The 17,851-nt window shown below is 62.2% G+C and carries 12 protein-coding genes; 1 reads left to right on the forward strand and 11 read right to left on the reverse strand.

Annotated elements, in window-relative coordinates; genetic code table 11:
- Window positions 1-30: 30 nt before the first annotated feature.
- Window positions 31-396, reverse strand: coding sequence for a response regulator transcription factor (locus ACM6IK_RS11275; protein ID WP_414874394.1), 366 nt, complete (start codon window positions 394-396; stop codon window positions 31-33).
- Between the two features lie 44 nt (window positions 397-440).
- On the reverse strand, window positions 441-1,433 hold the full coding sequence (locus tag ACM6IK_RS11280) for a response regulator (protein ID WP_414874368.1): 993 nt from the start codon (window positions 1,431-1,433) through the stop codon (window positions 441-443).
- A gap of 382 nt (window positions 1,434-1,815) precedes the next feature.
- On the opposite strand from ACM6IK_RS11280, the gene ACM6IK_RS11285 reads away from it, so the two are divergent.
- Window positions 1,816-6,867 carry an AAA family ATPase gene (locus ACM6IK_RS11285; RefSeq protein WP_414874395.1) on the forward strand — a complete coding sequence of 1,684 codons (5,052 nt, stop codon included), beginning with the start codon at window positions 1,816-1,818 and terminating at the stop codon, window positions 6,865-6,867.
- Window positions 6,868-7,518: 651 nt separating this feature from the next.
- Here ACM6IK_RS11285 and ACM6IK_RS11290 read toward each other — a convergent pair.
- From ACM6IK_RS11290 to bcsZ, 9 genes are all read right to left on the reverse strand, one after another.
- A complete protein-coding gene (locus ACM6IK_RS11290) occupies window positions 7,519-8,016 on the reverse strand; it encodes a helix-turn-helix transcriptional regulator (protein WP_414874369.1) in 498 nt (165 codons plus the stop codon).
- Window positions 8,017-8,178: 162 nt separating this feature from the next.
- Entirely contained in the window at window positions 8,179-8,334 is a 156-nt protein-coding gene (locus ACM6IK_RS11295; RefSeq protein WP_414874370.1) for a hypothetical protein, read from the reverse strand.
- A complete protein-coding gene (locus ACM6IK_RS11300) occupies window positions 8,321-8,530 on the reverse strand; it encodes a hypothetical protein (protein WP_414874371.1) in 210 nt (69 codons plus the stop codon). Before ACM6IK_RS11300 ends, ACM6IK_RS11295 begins: the two co-directional genes overlap by 14 nt.
- Window positions 8,531-8,843: 313 nt before the next feature.
- Window positions 8,844-9,998, reverse strand: coding sequence for an alginate O-acetyltransferase AlgX-related protein (locus ACM6IK_RS11305; protein ID WP_414874372.1), 1,155 nt, complete (start codon window positions 9,996-9,998; stop codon window positions 8,844-8,846).
- Window positions 9,998-11,407 (reverse strand): MBOAT family O-acyltransferase, encoded by a 1,410-nt coding sequence (locus tag ACM6IK_RS11310; RefSeq protein ID WP_414874373.1) that lies wholly within the window; start codon window positions 11,405-11,407, stop codon window positions 9,998-10,000. The genes ACM6IK_RS11305 and ACM6IK_RS11310 overlap by 1 nt, the downstream gene beginning before the upstream one ends.
- An 18-nt stretch (window positions 11,408-11,425) precedes the next feature.
- Window positions 11,426-12,100: an alginate O-acetyltransferase AlgF gene (locus ACM6IK_RS11315; protein ID WP_414874374.1), complete on the reverse strand. Its 675-nt coding sequence runs from the start codon at window positions 12,098-12,100 to the stop codon at window positions 11,426-11,428.
- A complete protein-coding gene (locus ACM6IK_RS11320; RefSeq protein WP_223549681.1) occupies window positions 12,097-12,765 on the reverse strand; it encodes an SGNH/GDSL hydrolase family protein in 669 nt (222 codons plus the stop codon). The genes ACM6IK_RS11315 and ACM6IK_RS11320 overlap by 4 nt, the downstream gene beginning before the upstream one ends.
- A gap of 17 nt (window positions 12,766-12,782) precedes the next feature.
- On the reverse strand, window positions 12,783-16,634 hold the full coding sequence (locus ACM6IK_RS11325; RefSeq protein ID WP_414874375.1) for a cellulose synthase subunit BcsC-related outer membrane protein: 3,852 nt from the start codon (window positions 16,632-16,634) through the stop codon (window positions 12,783-12,785).
- Window positions 16,610-17,851, reverse strand: a complete 1,242-nt coding sequence (gene bcsZ / locus ACM6IK_RS11330; protein ID WP_414874376.1) for a cellulose synthase complex periplasmic endoglucanase BcsZ — start codon at window positions 17,849-17,851, stop codon at window positions 16,610-16,612. The genes ACM6IK_RS11325 and bcsZ overlap by 25 nt, the downstream gene beginning before the upstream one ends.

Genomic DNA, 17,851 nt, shown 5'->3' on the forward strand with positions numbered 1-17,851 from the left:
CAGATGCCATATTGGCTCTCAGGAAAACCTTCAACACTCACTTTGAAGTGCAAACTCGATAGCGCTCAGCAAAGCATCGCTGCTGAAGGGCTTACGCAGGCATTCGATGGGTTTATAGCGACCGGTTTCGGCCAGTGTCGCTTCATCCCAATGTGCCGACATGCAAATCACCGGGAATTTTCTGTGCTTGAGCGTCAGTGCGTGCATGACGTCTATCCCTGACAGGCCGTTCATTTTCAAATCCAGCAACAGGCAGGCGATGTCATTGAAGTTTTCCAGGGCCAGGAATTCCTCGCCCGAGGCGAATACCCGGGCGCGGTATCCGGCCGACCGAAGCAGGTTGGCCAGGCTTTTGCGCACGGACGCATCGTCGTCCACGATGCAGACGATGGTCATGACGCTGCCGGATGATCCGGGGGCGGTGCAGCCAGTGTCGATCGTCATGAAGTACCCTGCGTGCCAAACGCCGGCTCGGCGCTGAGCAAGCCATACAGGCTGACCAGACTCACCAGCGAGCGCGTCTGCATCTTCTCCATGATGTGTTTGCGGTGGACCTTGGCGGTGACTTCACTGGTGCCCAACCGGTTGGCGATGTGCTTGTTGGACAGACCCGCGACGATCAGCGGCAGCACTTCGCGCTCACGGGGGGTCAACAGGGCGGCCCTTTGACGGGCACTCTGAGTGCGTTGCCATTGCTCGAACGTCGTCGCTGCGCACTGACGGGTGGTGTGCAGGATGTCCAGCAACTGGCCGTCGTTGAAAGGCTTGGTCAGGAACTCGACCGCTCCCGCTTTCATGGCCTGCACCGACATCGGGATGGTGCCGAAACCGGTCATGAAAATAACCGGCCACGGCAGTCCGCGCCGCCCGAGTGTGGATTGCAGTTCCAGGCCTGTCGCCTCGGGCAGGCTGACGTCCAGCAACAGGCAAGCGGGGCTGCCGTCGAGGTCAGCGCTGAGCAATTCTTCGGCCGAGGCGAAAATCCGGTGCACGATGCCTTCGGCCCGCAGCAGTCGGCTGAGCGCTGTGCGTACGCAGGCGTCATCGTCCACGATGAACACCGGCACGCTGTCAGGATCGATCCTCTGCTGATCCTCGGACGCCAGGGGGCCCGGGGCCGCAGGATGGAACAGGGGCAGGGGCGGTTCACGTTCTTTCAATAATCGGTAACCTCGGCGCGGGACCGTCTGGATGAGCTCTTTTTCTCCGAGCAACTTGCGCAGCGAGGAAATCTGCACCTGCAGATTGTTTTCCTCGACGACGGTGTCAGGCCAGACCTGTGTGATCAATTCATCTTTGCTGACGATTCGGCCATCGGCCTGCATCAGCACCGAGAGGATTTCGAACGCTCGGCCCCCGACACGCAGCGGCCGTCCATCAAGAAAGGCTTCGCGCCGTTCCAGGGAAATAGTGGCTTGGCCGAGTCGGATCATACGTTCCTCTGCACTGCGTTGACGGGGCGTGACGCCGGAACGTCGTTTCATCAGGGCGACAACGCGGCGTGAAAACTAACTGAGAACGCACCCTAAGGGCCGGCCTCGCATAATGCAATTATCCCGAGGGATAACACGCGGCGATTTCAGAGCGCAAAAACCACAGGCGGCGGGGGCCCTCAACGGCCATTCTGGTGCCGAAGACGGACAGGATTGCTTGAGCGCAGCCCCCGGACCAGAGCCTTGCGTATACTCCCAGGCTCAGCCAGAAACGAATCTTCAGCGGTGATTGTTCATGCCCAGCAGCCCTCTCTCAGCATCCGGTTCCCACAGTCTTGGTGTCGTACACGATGAAGCCTGGCTGGAGCGTTGCACCTTCACCATACTGCGCCGGGAAAACGACCTGGCCTGGTTCACGCTCCTGGATCGGGCATCGGGCACACGCTGGCTCGCCGCCCGGGCGCCGATTCAACGGCCTGCTCTATGCCAGCGGCTGGAGCGCGATTTTCACCTGAGGCTGGATTCGGCCTGGGCGATTGCCCCTGTCGCGTTCATCCGCTCGGCCGAGGGGCCTCTGTTGATCTATCCCGTGTCTGGGGTACCGCTGAATGATTTGATCAGTGACACAGGGCTGCCACTGGCACGCTTGCTGGCCATCGCCGTAGCCGCGGCCAACGCGCTGGCGAGCGCCCAGAAGATGGGTGTGCGACATGCCAGCCTGCTACCCCACCACTTGGTGGTGGATGCGGCCGACTCGGTCAGACTAATGAATTTTCACCGCCACGCCGGGGAAACGCCCGCCATTGAACTGCCCGGCCTGGAGCAATGGCCTTATCTGGCCCCCGAGCAGGTACGACGCGATGCCGCCAGCTTTGATGCGCGCAGCGATGTCTACGCGCTGTCCGCGATTCTTTATCAGGCACTGACCGGCCGGCTGCCGCTCACCGCCCGTGACCCGTCCCAATGGCTGCACGTGCACGCCGCTGTCCAGCCGCAATCACCGGCGACTCATATCGCCGATCTGCCGGAAGGCATCTGCCGAGTGCTGCTCAAAGGCCTGGCGAAAGAACCGGGTGCCCGCTACCAGAGTGCCGAATCAATGGCCGTAGATCTGGCCTGGTGCCAACAGCAGTGGCTGGAACATGAGCGTATCGACGCGTTCCGCCTGGGCGCTTTCGATGCGTTGCCTTCCTTGGCCCGCAGCGATGTGCTGTTTGGTCGAGAGGCCGAACGTACGCAGTTGGTCGAGCTGATGCATCAGGTGGGCATCGATGGCATGGCCCGGGTGCTGCTGGTCGGTGGCGCGCCGGGCGCCGGCAAGTCGACGCTGATCCATCAGGGTGTCCGGCCCCTGGCGTCCGGCTACTGGGCCAGTGGCAAGAGCAATCTGTTGCAGCAGGAAATTCCATTTGCACCCTTGGCAGAAATCTTCAAGTCGCTGATGACCCAGTTGCTGGGCAAGCCGGCTCTGGAGTTGCAGACGCTGGGCGAGCAACTGGTCGAACGGCTCAAGGGGCGGGGCAGTCTTCTGGTGGAACTGGCGCCGGAGGCCGAGCTGGTCATCGGGGTCACACCTGAGCTGCCGAACATGCCGGCCCGACATGCGCTCGATCGCGCCAACCGGACCCTGCTCGATGTATTGGACGTCTTCGCTCAGCCGGGACGCCCACTGGTACTGTTTGTGGATGACGTGCAATGGGCGGACGATTCGACGCTGTCGTTTTTACAGGCCTTCGTCGCCCGGCGGCCCCGGCATCTGGTGCTGATCCTGGCGTATCGCGCGGCCGAGTCGCAGGCCCTCGAGCGCGAGGGGGGAGTGCTGGAGGTGCTGGGCCGTGAGCAATCGTTACCCTGTACAAACCTCATGCTGGGGCCATTGTCGGTGCCCGCGGTCGCGCAGCTGATCGCCGCTGAACTGGACGCCGACCCCAAGGAGATTGAGGCGCTCGCGCAAGTCGTGCATTACAAGACGGCCGGCAACCCTCTGTTCGTCAGCCAGGTGTTGCGCGCATTGATCGATGAACGTCTGGTGCGCTTCGACGTGCAGGGTCGCCGCTGGGTCTGGAATCAACAGGAGGTGGACGGTTATCGCTACGCCGACAACGTCGCGGACTTGATGGTACTGCGACTCGAACGCCTGTCACCGATGGAGCGCGAAGTGCTGCGCACGGCCGGCTATGTCGGCGGGCGCTGTGATGAATCATTGCTGCATCGGCTGTTACCGTGTGAGCCGCAACAATTCGCCCATGCTGTGCAAAGCCTGGTCGATGCAGGTTTTCTGCTGCGTGAGCGCGAGCAACTGGTGTTTCCCCATGACCGTGTGCTTGAGGCGGCCTGTCAGCTTGCGGCGCCAGCGGGACGCGCCACTGAGCATGCGCGTATTGCTGGTGCCATGCTTGATCATTGGGGCGAGCAGATCCATGAGCGTGTGTTCGAAGTCGCCAGTCAGGTCCAGCGCATTGACGCCGATGAGCTGGAGGCGCATCGCCGCGCCGCATTCGTCGAGCTGTTGGTCGAAGCCGCCGAGCGCGCCCGGGACACCGCCGCTGTCGAGCAGGCCGTGGGCTATCTTCGCACGGCCGATAGTCTGCTCGGCCAGACGGGTTGGTCGAGCCTCTACACCCAGGCGTTCGCCACCCGATGGCTGGCGGCCGAGTGCGACATGCTCCTGGCCGATCTGACCGGTGCCCAACGCCGTCTCGACGACTGCCTGAACCACGCCACCACAGTGCTTGACCGCGCGAAAACCTATCGGTTGCTCGCCACCTTGCGCACGCTGCACTCCGATTACGAGGGGGCGATCACCGAGGCGCTGAACGGTCTGGCCTTGCTGGATATTCCCCTGCAGCGCAAGCCCTCGCAGGAACAGCTGACCCTGGCGTTTTCCCAGGTACGCGCACTCGTCGGTACACGTCAGATCGCTGATCTGGTGCATTTACCCAAAGCGAATGACCCGCCTGTCGAAGCGGCCATGGAACTGCTCAGCACGCTGACGTCCTCGTTCTTCGTCAACGACGATATTGGTTTGTTGCATCTGGCGAAAATGGTTGAACTTACGCTGCTGCATGGCACGACGCCGGGCAGCGGTTACGGGTTTGCCTGGTATGGCGTGATGATTGCCGAACGCTATGGCGAATATCTGGACGGACAAGCCTTTGCTGAATTGGCACTTGAACTCACTGACAAGCATGGCTATGAAGCAGGGCGCACAGGCACGCTGGTAGCGCTCGATCAAGTCAGCCCGTGGACCCGACCGATGGCCTACGCTCGACAGAAGGCGTTCGCCGCATTCGAATGCGGCCAGGCCGGTGGCGACCTGGGCATGTCCTGCTATGCCTGCAACCACATCGGCTCCGACCTGCTGTTCATGGGCGAACCCTTGCAAGGCGTGTTGAACGAACTGGAGCATGGGTTGGCGTGGGTGCGGCAATTTCATTACATCGATATCGAGCGCATCCTGCTGGCGCAACAGGCATTCGCCACCGATCTGCGCGACGGGCGCCTGCATCGGCCGTTGGCCGAACTGGACGGCACGGAACATGACAGGTTCGGCCCCATCGATCGCCGCAGCGTGTCACAACCGACACTGTTCTGTTCGTGGCTGTATTGCGGTATGTCGGCGTTTTATTTCGGCGATATCCCTTACGCATTGCGACGTTTCGAAGACGCCGCCGCACTGGCCTGGTCCATTCCGGCGCATATCAATCTCGCCGATTACTACCTGTTCTACAGCCTGGCGCTGGGCAGTGCGCAAGCGCCGGGCGAGGTGGCGGAAAAACTGGAAAAACTCGAGCGGCAACGCCAGCGGTTCCTGCCGTGGGTCGAACTCAATCCCATAACCTTCCGCAACAAATTGCTGCTGATCGAGGGCGTCATCGCCCGTTTGCGCGGTCAGGAACTGGTAGCCATCCGTTGTTTCGATCAGTCGCAGATCGCGGCGGCGGCGGCCGGTTTCATCCATGAGCAGGCGCTGGCCCATGAACAGCTGGCCGGTATCTGCCTACCCAACGGGCTAGTGTCGGGTGCCAGCCACCACCTGCGTGTCGCGCGCGACTGCTACAACCTGTGGGGCGCCGAAGGCAAGGCACGTCAATTGGAAACCTTGCACCCGTTTCTGAGTGCGCAGCCGTCGTTCGAGCCGGTCCGGCCTGTGACCCAGGTCCGCCTCGATCTTGAGGTGGGGATCGAAGCGGCGCGTGCACTGTCGCAGGAGGTTCTGCTCGACCGACTGGTCGAAACCCTGATGAATCACTTGATGATTCAGGCCGGCGCCGACAATGGCGTGCTGATGATCGTCAGCGGTGCAGAACTGCAACTGGCGGCGACGGCTTCGGTCGAAGCCGGCAATGTACGGGTCGCTCTGGACGCCGGGCAGCCGCTCGAACGGATGGCGCCGGCCTCGGTGCTCAACACTACGATGCGCACGCGCACGCCCCTGGTGCTCGACGATGCCCGCATCGATTGTCCCGAGGCCTACAGCGCCGATCTGCAACAGCGCCAGGCACGGTCGGTGTTGTGCCTGCCGTTGCTCAAGCAAGGCACGTTGATTGGCCTGGTGTATCTGGAAAACAGCCTGGTCCCCAAACTGTTCAGCGCCCAACGCCTGACCATGCTGGAAATTCTCGCCTCTCAAGCGGCGGTGTCACTGCAAACTGCCAAGCTGTATGAACAGCGGGTCGAGGACAACCAGCTGCGCGCGCAGATGGAAGCGGACTTGCGCAGTTCCCGGGCGGAACTGGCGCGTAGCTCGCACCTCAAGGTCATGGGCGAGCTTTCTGCTTCGATTGCCCATGAAATCAGCCAACCGCTACTGGGCATCGTGTCCAATGCCTCGGCCAGCCTGCGCTGGCTCAAGCGCGATCAACCCGATCTGGAAGAGGCGATTCAGGGGCTGGAAGACATTCGCTCGGACAGCGCCCGCGCCGCCGACATTGTCCAGGCGCTTCGCGTACTCGCCAAACAGGTGCCGTTGCAACGGTTGCCGGTGCAAATCGATCACTTGATCGATGAGGTCGTGCGCCTGACCGCCACCGACCTGGCGAACCGCAACGTGAGCCTGGAAACCCGGCTCGATGCGCAATGCCCGGTGTCGGTCGACGCGGTACAGATCCAGCAGGTGGTGTTCAACCTGATCACCAATGCGCTGGAGGCCATCGCCGGAGCAGGGTTGCCCAATGGATGCATCATCATCGGCTCAGCGGTGAAGGACGCTCATGTCCAGGTCTGCTTCCAGGACAACGGGCCCGGAATTGACGCGCACCAGCGCGAGCAGATCTTCGATGCGTTCTACACCACCAAAGGCAGCGGCATGGGAATGGGCCTGGCCATCTGCAGGTCGGTGATCGGCGCGCACGGCGGGACGCTGGTGGTCGAGGATAGCGAGCAGGGCGCCCGGATTTGCTTCAACCTGCCACTGGCACCGGCCAACGCTTGATAAAAAAAGGTTTTTCATGGAATTCCGGGGGAACACCGATACCTGTAGAAGCTGCGGTGCGGCGATCCGACTTGCCAGCGATGGCAACTGACGGCCGAGCATTTTCTTCCTGGTGTACATATCCATTGTTGCGGTAACGGCCACTCAGGGTTCCGCCCTTACGGCGGGTCACTTGGAAAAGCCCCAAGTAACCAAGGGCTCTTGCCCCTGACGTTCGGTGCCTCGCTGTGGCTCGGCATGCCCTCGCTCCGGTCCTGCTCCGTGGGCCCGCCGCCATCGGCCATCCATGGCCGGCGGCGGCTAACCCGGCATCCATGCCGGGTTGCCCACTGCGCAGAACCTGCGCTCGGCCTCACGAGGGGGCGTGCACCGCAACAGCACCGCGAGGCGAGCTAACGCTCGACCTCTTGTTTGGTGGTGCACGCGTTCCCCTGTAGGAGCTGCCGAAGGTTCGGGCCGCGTTCGGACGATCTTTTGATCTTGCTTTTGCGATCTGGAGATTGCTGAAGATTAAGATCAAAAAGATCGCAGCCTTCGACAGCCCCTACAGATATTTCGTTATATGTGTTCCCCGGAATTCCGTGAAGAACCTAAAAAAAGGCCGCATGAGCGGCCAAAGGGGAGGAGTTCGTTTTGTCGATCTCGATCAGTTCACGCGTGCAACTCTTGCGCGCGCGACTGTCCCACGCCGTCGACCAGGCTTTCGCGAATTCTCCATTCGGGTATGTCCCGATCAATCACGGGTGGCTGGCCAGGGTGGCTCGCTACATGATCAAAGGCCCGCCGCCATGCCTTGGGTGTCATCCCTTCCAGGCGGCTGAAGGTGCGGGTGAAATGCGAGTGGTCTGAGAAACCGCATTCATAGACGACATCGGTGATCGGCATCGAGGTGATCAGCAGACTTTTGGCTTTTTCGATTTTCATCATCACTCGCCAGCCTTGCGGCGAGTGGCCGGTTACCTTTTTGAACGCCCGGGAAAAATGGCTACGGGACAGGTTGCAGTGTTCGGCAATTACGCTGATGCGAACGCAGCTGCCCATGTCATGCAGCATCAGCTCCTTGGCGCGGCGTTCCTGCCAGCCGGACAGGGCACCCAGCGGCCGGGCAAGCGTGCATGGATGGTTTGAAATCATCGATTGCGGGTTCATGGCGGCTCTCCTGATCGTTCAGGAAAGTCTGTCCGCCGGGGACATTTAAAGTCCTTAAGCAAACCTTAAGAGTTCTGAAATCCAGTGTCCGTTGCAGTGTGTCCTTCCATGCCGTTCAGCTGGCTTTGGAAGCGAAGGATGATTGGTTTTTTACCAGACCCGTCAGAGCGTTCCAAAGGTCAACTCCATCGCCAGTACAGCGGACAACGCCAGCATAATCAGCAACGCGATAAACATCAGGCTCAACTGAGCGACCTGCTTATAAAGGGTTATCGGCCTTCTGGTGACTCGTGCAATTGATTTATTAGAGGAAGCCATCACCCATTCTCCCTTTTGCGCGCAATGCGTAATCGCTCCAGAAGGAGTACATCAGGATCTCCCGCAGAATGAACTGCGCGCCGAAACCATCCAGCGGCACAACGTTGGCGGTGGTCAGGGTAAGGCGCATCGCACAGGGTGGGCTTGACCTGAGCAGCAAGGCGATGGCGTTGCATGGTGGTGTCGCATGTTTCATTAGTCACCCCTCGCGTCATGCCGAGCCCGCCGTCTCCATGATGTCCGGGACGACAGCTGTTGCGGGTACCAGGGGGGCTGCAACTAATGAGCCACTTCAATAGGGCAAAGAAAAAACTCAAATGAATGAACAGGCTCTGAGTGTTTGACGCGAGAGAAAAGGGGGAGGGGGGAATATTCCTCAAATCAGGTAATAACCGCTCGGATGGGTGGGTGAAATGCCCCATTTATGGAGATGGCAGCGGCCTTTTTTCCCGACCGCTTTGGGGCGGGGCTTCTCGTACCAGGCGGCGGTTCGACCGGTTGCGATTGGCCTACCGCAACGAGCGATAGGCAATGGGCTCGATGTAAGCCGACTGCAGGTCCCGCTCCGGGATCTCCCAGATGATTTGCTGTGGCGGCGTTTCTTTGGAGGCCGGGTTGTTGAGGTAGCTGTTTGCCGCACCGGAGAACGCTCCGCCGTCTTTGGCGAAGTTACCTACGGGGGCGCCCAATGCCTGCTGCACAAACCCTGCAAAGTTGGAGTTGCGCGAGAATGAAGTGCCAATGAGCACGGTATTGGGGAGGTCGGCATCGCCAAACAGGTCTGCCTCAGTGTCAGGGCTGGCGGCTGGCGCAACGGGAAGTTCGTGGGTGCGGGTCTCGGCGAGCATTTCGGGGGTGGGTTGCCATTTGAGCGGCAGCCAGTCGATGCCCGCCAGATGGACCAGGTCGCCAGGTCGCACCGCGAGCGAGGCATGACTTTCGTTGAACGACCTGCGTGGCGTGGCGCTGATGCCCAGGGTATTGAGGCGCTGTGCGATGGCCTCGGCCGCCGCCTTCGCACCGGATTCGCTCCAGTGCGTATCAGTGCGCAACCAGGCACCGGCCCCCAGTGGCATCAGCGCACCGGTAAGGTCCAGATTCGACACGCCCCCCGCATCCAGTTTCGAGGTCCAGGCCCGGATGCGCCCTTCGAGAGCGGCTGGGCGGTGCAGTGCGCAAAGCTCCCCGGAAGCGATGCGGCTCTTGTCTGGAACGATGACCACCAGCAGGCCGATGTCACGCTGGGAGAGCTGCTGCTTCAGATCAATCACTGCCTGGGCCTTGGCATCGGCATTACGCTGCGCTTGGTGATTGATCTTGAGTTCATCGGCCAAAAACAGCCAGTCAGGACAACCCGGGCGAACCCTCGGCCCCGTGTCGCGCAGGAGCAGCCAACTGGCACCGCGCTCCAGCTCGGCAAGCGTGGTGGGAAAGTGAGCGTTCGACAGTTCCTTGGCGATCCGATGGGTGATATCGCCGTCAAGAATCTGCGTGGTCAGCACCTTATCGGGTAGCAGCGAGATCTGCCCTGAAACGATCAGACGGCCAGAGGACAGTAGGCCGACGACCAGGAATATCAACAGCGCCACGCCGGCCAACCGACTGCTGCGTGTCGCCAGATCATCTGGCTGAGTGGGGGGCGGGGCGTGCTTTGGGGTCGTCATCAGAATTGGAAGTACAGGAAGGGGACGGTTTCGCGACTGGCGATCAGTGCGAACGACAGCATGAAACCGGCGATGGGCCAAAGGGCGGCGGTGTAGAGCGAAAGGCCGCCCAGTCGTTTCTCACAGTAAGGGCGCAGCAGCGGTGCGACGACACCGAACACTCCCAGCAAACCCGCAAGGCCGTGTACCGGGCGCAGGGTCGTGGACAGTTCGTCACCGAGGGCGATGCCCTGCAGGCCGAACTGTCCGGCATACAGGCTCAGCGCACTATGAAGGTCGGGGGCGCGGAACAGTGTCCAGGCCAGGCACACAAACAGCAGAGTCAGTCCATGGGACAGCACCGGCGGTACAGCGGGCAGGGCGCAGCGGCTCCAGGCACGATCAACGCATAACGCAATGCCATGGGCGCTGCCCCACAGCAGATAGTTCCAGCTATCGCCGCCGTGCCAGAGGCCGGCGATGGCCATGGTCAGGAACAGGTTGCGGTAGGTTTTCCAGGTGCCGTTGCGATTGCCGCCCAGCGCAATATACAGATAGTCACGTAACCAGCTGGACAGTGACAGGTGCCAACGACGCCAGAAGTCCTGGATGCTGTTGGCCAGATACGGACGGTCGAAGTTCTCGGGAAAGTGAAATCCCAGCATCAGTCCCAGCCCGATGGCCATGGCACTGTAGCCGGCGAAGTCGAAGAACAGTTGCAAGGAATAGGCAAGGCAGCCGATCCAGGCGTCGGAGAAGCTGGGGTTCGGTACACTGAACGCCACATCGACTACCGGCGACAGGGTGTCGGCCACCAGGACCTTCATGCACATCCCGACCATGAACCGGCGCGCGCCCAGCGAGAAATTCTGCCGGTTGAAGTAACGCTGACTCAGCTCGCGCCGAACCCAGTCATAGCGAATGATGGGGCCGGCGACCGAATGGCCGAACATCGAAATATAGGTGGCGTAGTTAATGAAGCTGCGTTCGACCGGCACGGTACGGCGATGCACATCCACCAGATAGGAAATCGCCTGCAAGACGATAAACGACAGCCCCGCCGGCATGATGACCCGCTGCCAGTCCGGGGGCATGGCGCCGTACCCGGTGAAGGTATCGATCAAGGTGCCGGCAACGATGTTGGCGTACTTGTACCAGCACAGCACCGCCGTGTTGAACACGATCAGCGTCGCGAGTAGCCGCACGCGGCCCTTGCCATCTTCGCGCAAGGCGTCAATCAGCAAGCCGCCGACCCACGCCGTGATCGTCAGCACTACATGCACCGCGAGGAACCGTGGGCTCAACCAGCCATAGAACAGCCAACTGCCGATCAGTAGCGTGACGTTGCGCCAGGCCGCCGGGCACAGTGCATAGGCACACAGGAACAGCGGCAGGAACAACGTCAGAAACTCGAGAGAGGCAAAAACCATGGTGGTGGCGCGATCCGATCAGTGGGCCAGGACGTCAGTCGCGAGCAACAGGTGAGGGCCATTTGCGCCAGGCAGCAGCACAACGCTATAGCGCTCGCCAGCCTTGAGCTGGCCCAGGTCCAGCGGGGCACCGACGTTGGTTTGGGCGCAGACCAATTGCACCGACAGGTTGACCGGGTTGATCGCTCGGCGTTGCACGCTGCCGTCGGCCACCTCCTTGAACAGGTCCGCGTTTCTCCCCGCAGCGCGCAAACCGGCCTGGGTGCATGCTGGATCGGCGCTGATAAACGCCAGCGAGGCTCTCAGGCTATTGAAGTCGTCGGGTTGCTCACGGATGACGACCTGGCGAATGCCTTGAGCGCTGTCTGGCAAGGCGATCACGCTGGCGAATTCGCCTGCTGCCACCTGGATGTCCAGCGGCTGGCTTTTGCCGTTGCGTTCCAGGGTGCCCTTGATCGGCTGATTGGCGGGCACGGGCAGGTAGTCGGACACGGCATTCGAGCCTTCCAGTTTGAGGCTGGCGCGCGAGCCTTCGGCCAGCAGCTGCAACGGTTGGTCGGCGGCGTTGATAAAGCGCAGGAAGGCCGAGTCCTGATCCGGGCCCGTCGGGTACAGGGCAATGTCGGCGGCCTGGGCGTGCAGGCTCAGTATCAAGGGCGCGAACAGCGCCCAGCCACAGGCGAACCGGGTCATTTGCCGGCTCCCGTGCTGCTGACGGTGTCGGCGGGCAGTTTGGCCAACGCGCCACCAATCGCATTGCCCCAGGATTGATAACCGGCGACGGTGAAGTGCTGCCCATCGGTGGTGATCCACTGCCCGGGTTTGGAGAACGTCAGCGAATCGATGTAGGTGCAAGGCGCCACGTTCGCGGCCAGAAACTGCGACATCAATTGGGTGCGGGCATCATTTTTCTGGTACATGCCACCGGCTTTGCCCCAGGCCGGACCCACCCAGGCGCAGCGGGTTCCGGTGGCGGCGATGGCCTTGGCCAGGCCGGTGACGCTTTGCCATGCCCAGGCCTTCGGAAACACCGGTTTGTCATAGGACGCCATGGTGTCGCCGATGACCAGTACCACCAGGTCGGGCTTGTCGGCGGCGATCAGGTCCTGGATCGGTGTGGTGGTTGCCTCGCGCCCCTTGATCACGATCTTGTCGTTGCCCTTGCGCTCGGCACCGCAGTCGACCTTCTTGCTGATCAGCCAGTCACCGGCGCTGGCGCCGCAGGCACCGATGGAGTGGACCTGGGCGCCTTGGCGAGTCAGGTTGTCGTGCAGCGGCTCCAGCAAATGGTCCGCGAGGCTCATATGGCTCTCCCCAAGGACAAGGAGAGTCAGACCGGCAAGGGCAGAAGTGGGCATCGAAAGCTCCAGAATGATCAGTTGGAATAAGGCGAGGTGTACGGGCTGACCGGCAGGCTCATGGGGCCGCTGATCTCCTCGAACTGGTAGCGCAAGGACAGGGCACCGCTGATTTGTTGGTAGTCGCGGGCGTTGTCCAGGCCCAGATTGGCGCCCAGCAGGAAGTTCGCAGCGACCTTGTATTCAGCCGCCGCGGCGACGCTGTAGCCGATCCCGGTTTTGTTTTGCCCTTCGTAACGCAGGCCCGAGGCTGCCTGCAGGGCTTTGTCGTTGGGGAAATAGTCGACGCTGTCCTGCTCGAAATGCTGCACGCCGACCGAACCCTTGACTTGATACGTCAAGCGCCCGGTGCGTTGTGCCCAGGTCACCGGCACGCCCAGGGCGAAGAACGTCTGCGGGCTGAAATAGCCGCCGTGGCCGTAAGTGAAGTAGTCCTGATTGTTGGCGTAGCTGATGCCGGTCATGCTCAAGCCGACGGTCAGTTTGCTGTCCGTTGCATTTTGCAGGTACCAGTACACACCGCTGCCCAGTTCACTGCGACTGTTGGACTCGACATGGTTGCCCAATAGCTGGTGCCAGGAGGCATAGCCATAGGCGCCGACTTCGCTGTCGTCAAAGCTCAATTGACCACGTCCGCCGTTGGCGGTCACACCGCCCCAGGACTGCCCGCTGCGTTTGTCCGTGGTGCCGGCAAACGAGGTGAGGCTGTCAGTCACCGGACGCCGGGAAACGCTCACGCCGTAGCGGACATTAGAGGTGTCGCTGATGGGGCGATCAACGCTGATGCCGCCGGTGGCAGTGGTGTATTTGAAACCGAGCGGGGTGGTGCCGAGATCGGCTTTGAGCCCATCGGCGGGCCGTTGAAGGGCGACGGAAAGACCGACGCCCTCGGCTTTCTGCGAACCGACGCTGCCGCTCTGCGCACCGTTGCCAAAACGCGACAGCGCCTCGCTGTTGGCACTGCCGGCGTTCAGCGAGACGGGCGTCACGCGTAGCGCAACGCGGCTCTCATCCAGTGGGATATTGATTTCCAGCGGTGTTTCAATATCGGTGAGTTTGCTCAGCCCCGACTCACTGTTGTTGCTGCGAATGCTCACGCCCTGGGTGACGTAGGCACTGCGCTCCTGAACGATTTTATCGAGCGCCAGTTGCGCGGGGCTTATGTCCTCGCTCACTCGTGCTGCGCGGGGCAACTGCGACTCGAATGGATTGCTCGCCTGCTGCGGCCTTGGCGGGGCGCCGATGGCAAAAGGGGCGCTGCCCGGCATCTCCTGAGCCGGTGGCGGGATGGCTGCCAGCAAGGTGTCGCGACTGACCTCGTTACGTGAACCCGACACCCCGGCAAAAGGGTTGGGTGCCACCGTCGAGCCGGCCAGTTGACCGCCCTGGCTTCTGCGTTTCTCGCTCTGTTCGATGGCCACGGCTTTGCGCAGCAGATCAGCCGCCGTGCCGGTCTTGCCCATGTTCTGGTAGAGGCGTGCGGCCTCGGTCAGCGTTTGAGGGTTCCCGGATTCGGTCTTGAGCAGCTGTTGCAGCGCCTGTTCGGCAAAGGCCGCGTCATGTGCCAGCACCGCCGCGTCGGCAGCACCCAGCAGCAGTTGCGGGTCGTTTGGCTGGCGCTGTAACAGCGGTTTGTAGAGTTCGAGGGCTTTTGCCGTATCGCCGTTTGCCGAGTACATCCGCGCCAGGGCCGCGACGGCCGCGCTGTCACCGGGACGTTGCGCCAGTGCGGGCGCCAGCGTGTCATAGGCGTTGGCCAGATCGCCGCGCTCACGCAGCTGGTCCGCCTGGCGGATGCGATAGAGATAGAGCAGGTCGTCGAATCGCTTGCGGGCCGGCGCGTTCAAGGGCTTGTTCTGAAGGTCGCGCAGAATCTGGTTGACCTGCGTGTCTTCTCCGGTTTTAAGCAGGACAGCGGCGTATTGCAGGATGAAGTCCGCCGAGGGCGCTGTGGTCTGTTGCAACCGACCGCGCATGAGGGCCAGCGCTCGGCCCGGCTCGCCGATGTCGACGTAGGCCGAGGCCAGGCTGGCTGTGCGGTCTGGACTGTCGTTGGCCGTCGGCTGAATGCGCTCGAGCAAGGTCAGGGCTTCCTGGCGCTGTCCGCGCTTGCCCAACTCGATCACCTGGCTGAGTTGCAGGTTGAAGCTGACGTCAGCGGCCAGCGCTTGCATGTCCGGGGTGCGCTGGTTGGGGCGCAGGCGTCCCAAGGTTGTCTGGGCGGCTTTCCACTCACCCATCTGGACCGACAGCAAGGCGCTGACGTAAAGCGCATCGGCATTGTCGGGGTGGGCCTGGAGCATGGCATCGATCAGGTCCCGAGCCTTCTGGGGTTCGCCCATCGCCAGGTTCAGGCGGGCCAGGGCGAAACGCGTCCAGATGTTGTCCGGCTCAACGCGCAGCGCGTCTTGCAAGGCGTTACGTGCAGCGGGCAGGTCGTTGCGTTGTTCGGCGAGGGCGGCCAGTTGCGTCGCGCGCAAGGCTTGCAGGCGTGTGGACTGGCCGATCTTTGCCTGTCCGGTGGCGGGCAGGCTGTTGATCAGTTGCAGGGCTTCATCGTTCCTGCCGCTCTTGAGCAGCACGTTGACCAGCCCTTCCTGTGCTTGAGGGTCGTCGCGGCGCAGGCTCAGCACCTGGCGATAGTTGCGCTGGGCGTCATCGAACTGGCCCGCGCCGGTCTGAATGTCCGCCAGGGCGAGGCGAGCGTCCACCCCGTTTGGATTGAGCCGCAGGGCCTGGTTGACCAAGTCCTGTGCCTGGGCTGTCTGGCCTTTGGCCTGGGCGTCGCGGGCCTGCTGCAACGCAGACCAGTAGCGCACTTCGTTCAGCGCAACTTGCCAGTGGCTGCCGCCCTGTTGTCGCGTGGCCTGAGCCAGGAGCTTTTGCGCTTCGTCCAGGCGGTGTTGCTGCTGGCGAACGACCCCAAGGCCACCCAGCGCGTCGGCATCGTCGGGCCGGCTTTTCAAGCGCGCCTGAAAAGCCTGTTCGGCGGTGGCCTGATCGCCTTCCTTGAGCGCCTTCAGGCCGCGCGCGACTTCGGCGGGCGGTTGCCATTCCTTGCTGGCCGTCGTCGCTGCCTGTTGCTTGCCCTTGTTCATCTGTGCGCGGATTTCCACGTCATCCGGATGCGTCTTGAGGTACGCCTCGAACAACGGCACTTGTGCCGGATCGGGCGGACCGATCCAGGTCAGCGCCAGGCGCCAGCTTTCGTCGGCATCACCGGCAATGTCGGTACGCTGGGTCAGCGCGGCCAGGGCGCGGATGCCCTCGGCACGGCTGTCTTCATGGCGTACCAGATGCTTGGCGTAAAACAGCGCGACGATCGAATCGTTGGGCATCTCACGTTGCAGGCGCTGAAATCCACCGCGTGCTTCAGCCCAGTCCGCCTGATTGAAGGCAAGGTTGTTGTAATACTCGCGGCCGATCGTACCTTGAGGTGGACGGCCATCGAACAGCGAGCGAAACACCACGGTCGCCTTGTCGCGCTCACCGGCATCGACGAGGCGCCGAGCCTCTTCCAGGCGCTGCTGGTTCTGCGGTTGTGCCAGGGCGATGTCCTGCGCCAATTGCAGTGCCTGCCGAGGCAAAGGCTGGATGGCCTGCAAGCGGGCGAGGTATTGCTGCGCCTGTTGTGGCTTGTCCTGTTGCACGCCGATCAAGCCCAGGCCATACAGTGCGTCAACCTGGACCGGGTCCAGCAACAGGACTTTCAGCCAGACTTCCGCCGCGCGTTGAGGGTTTTTGTGCAACTGCCAGTACTGCCCTTGCTCGACGAGCAATGTCTGTGGCGTCGGACTTTGAGCGTGGGCAGCAGCGGCCGTCCATGCGCTCATGACGGCGATGGCTAGCGTGCGGTGGTGCGCGTGCATGCGGTCTCCCAGGAGAGTTTCAGCGTTCCGTCTTCCCGGAATCGATAATGTTTATCTGCCCAGCCGAGCGCGAACAGGCTGAGCATGAAGTTGTAGTAACGCGGCGGACCAACGTCGGCATCGGGCCTGGCCAGCGCCTCACGCAAGGCGAGTTCCACGCGGTCTCGTTGCTGATCGGCCAACCTGGGTTGCCCCTTGGCCTGAAGGTAGGGAATCAGTGCAGCCCGGAAGCCGAAAGGGCTCTGACCCTGGACACTGCCGTGCATAACCTGGACCGTTTCCGGGGGGGAACCCGTCGCGACAGTGCTGCGGGCCATACCGTCCAGCCGTTTGAGCAGCAACGCCGCCAGCGGTTCGGCGGTATCACTCATGCCCAGCCAGAGGTACACGCGAATGGCGTCGTAGCTGCCTGTGTCGCCGTTGACCGGGTCGCTCACGAAGACACCCGATTGCGCTGAAGTGCCTTGATAACCGACCCAGTCCGCGATGAAACCGTGGCGGCTGGATTGGGCAATCATCGTCGCGGTGTTATCGGCAATCGCTTGCCAGGGCCCGGAAGGTGCTTCCTTGGCCAGCCGCCGTAACAGCGGCAGTGGCAGGTAGCTGGGGTTCAGGCGCCAGAGCGCGTCCGGCTGGACGAAGCCCTGTGGTCCGGGCAAAACCATCGGACCCAGCCCGGGCAAATTGACGACCAATTGCGCTTCGATCGTCGCCATCAGCTGCAGGGCGTCCCGGTGATAGTCCGGCCGATGCCACAGGCGTGCGGCTTCGAGCAGGGCGTAGGCGATCCACAGGTCGGCGTCGGCGGCCGAATTGACGTCTTGCAGGCGCCACTGACCGTCCTTGCCTTGGCCCCATAACCAGCCCGGCAGGCGTGTGGCGGTATCTGCGCCGGCGAGGTTGGCCGAGGTCCAGCGCCAGAGTTGGTCAAAGCGTGGCTGATCGTTGCCGATCAGTGCGAAGAGCATGCCGTAGGACTGCCCTTCAGAGGTGCTGTGATTGTTCTCAAGGCTCGATTCCAGGACCCGGCCGTCGGCCTGGACGAAGCGTGTTGCATAGGTTTGCCACAGGGGCCAGGCCGGCGGCTTGCAGGATTGTGCGGCCGCCATCGCCGGCGCCAGCAGGGCAAGCACAAGCACAGCGCTCAACCTGCGCGCGTTACCGCGCAGGCCCTGGCGAAGTGAAGCACCCCGGCTGCTCATGGACGGCACAGGCAT

The sequence above is a fragment of the Pseudomonas sp. IT-196MI5 genome (assembly GCF_949767415.1).
Taxonomy (GTDB): domain Bacteria; phylum Pseudomonadota; class Gammaproteobacteria; order Pseudomonadales; family Pseudomonadaceae; genus Aquipseudomonas.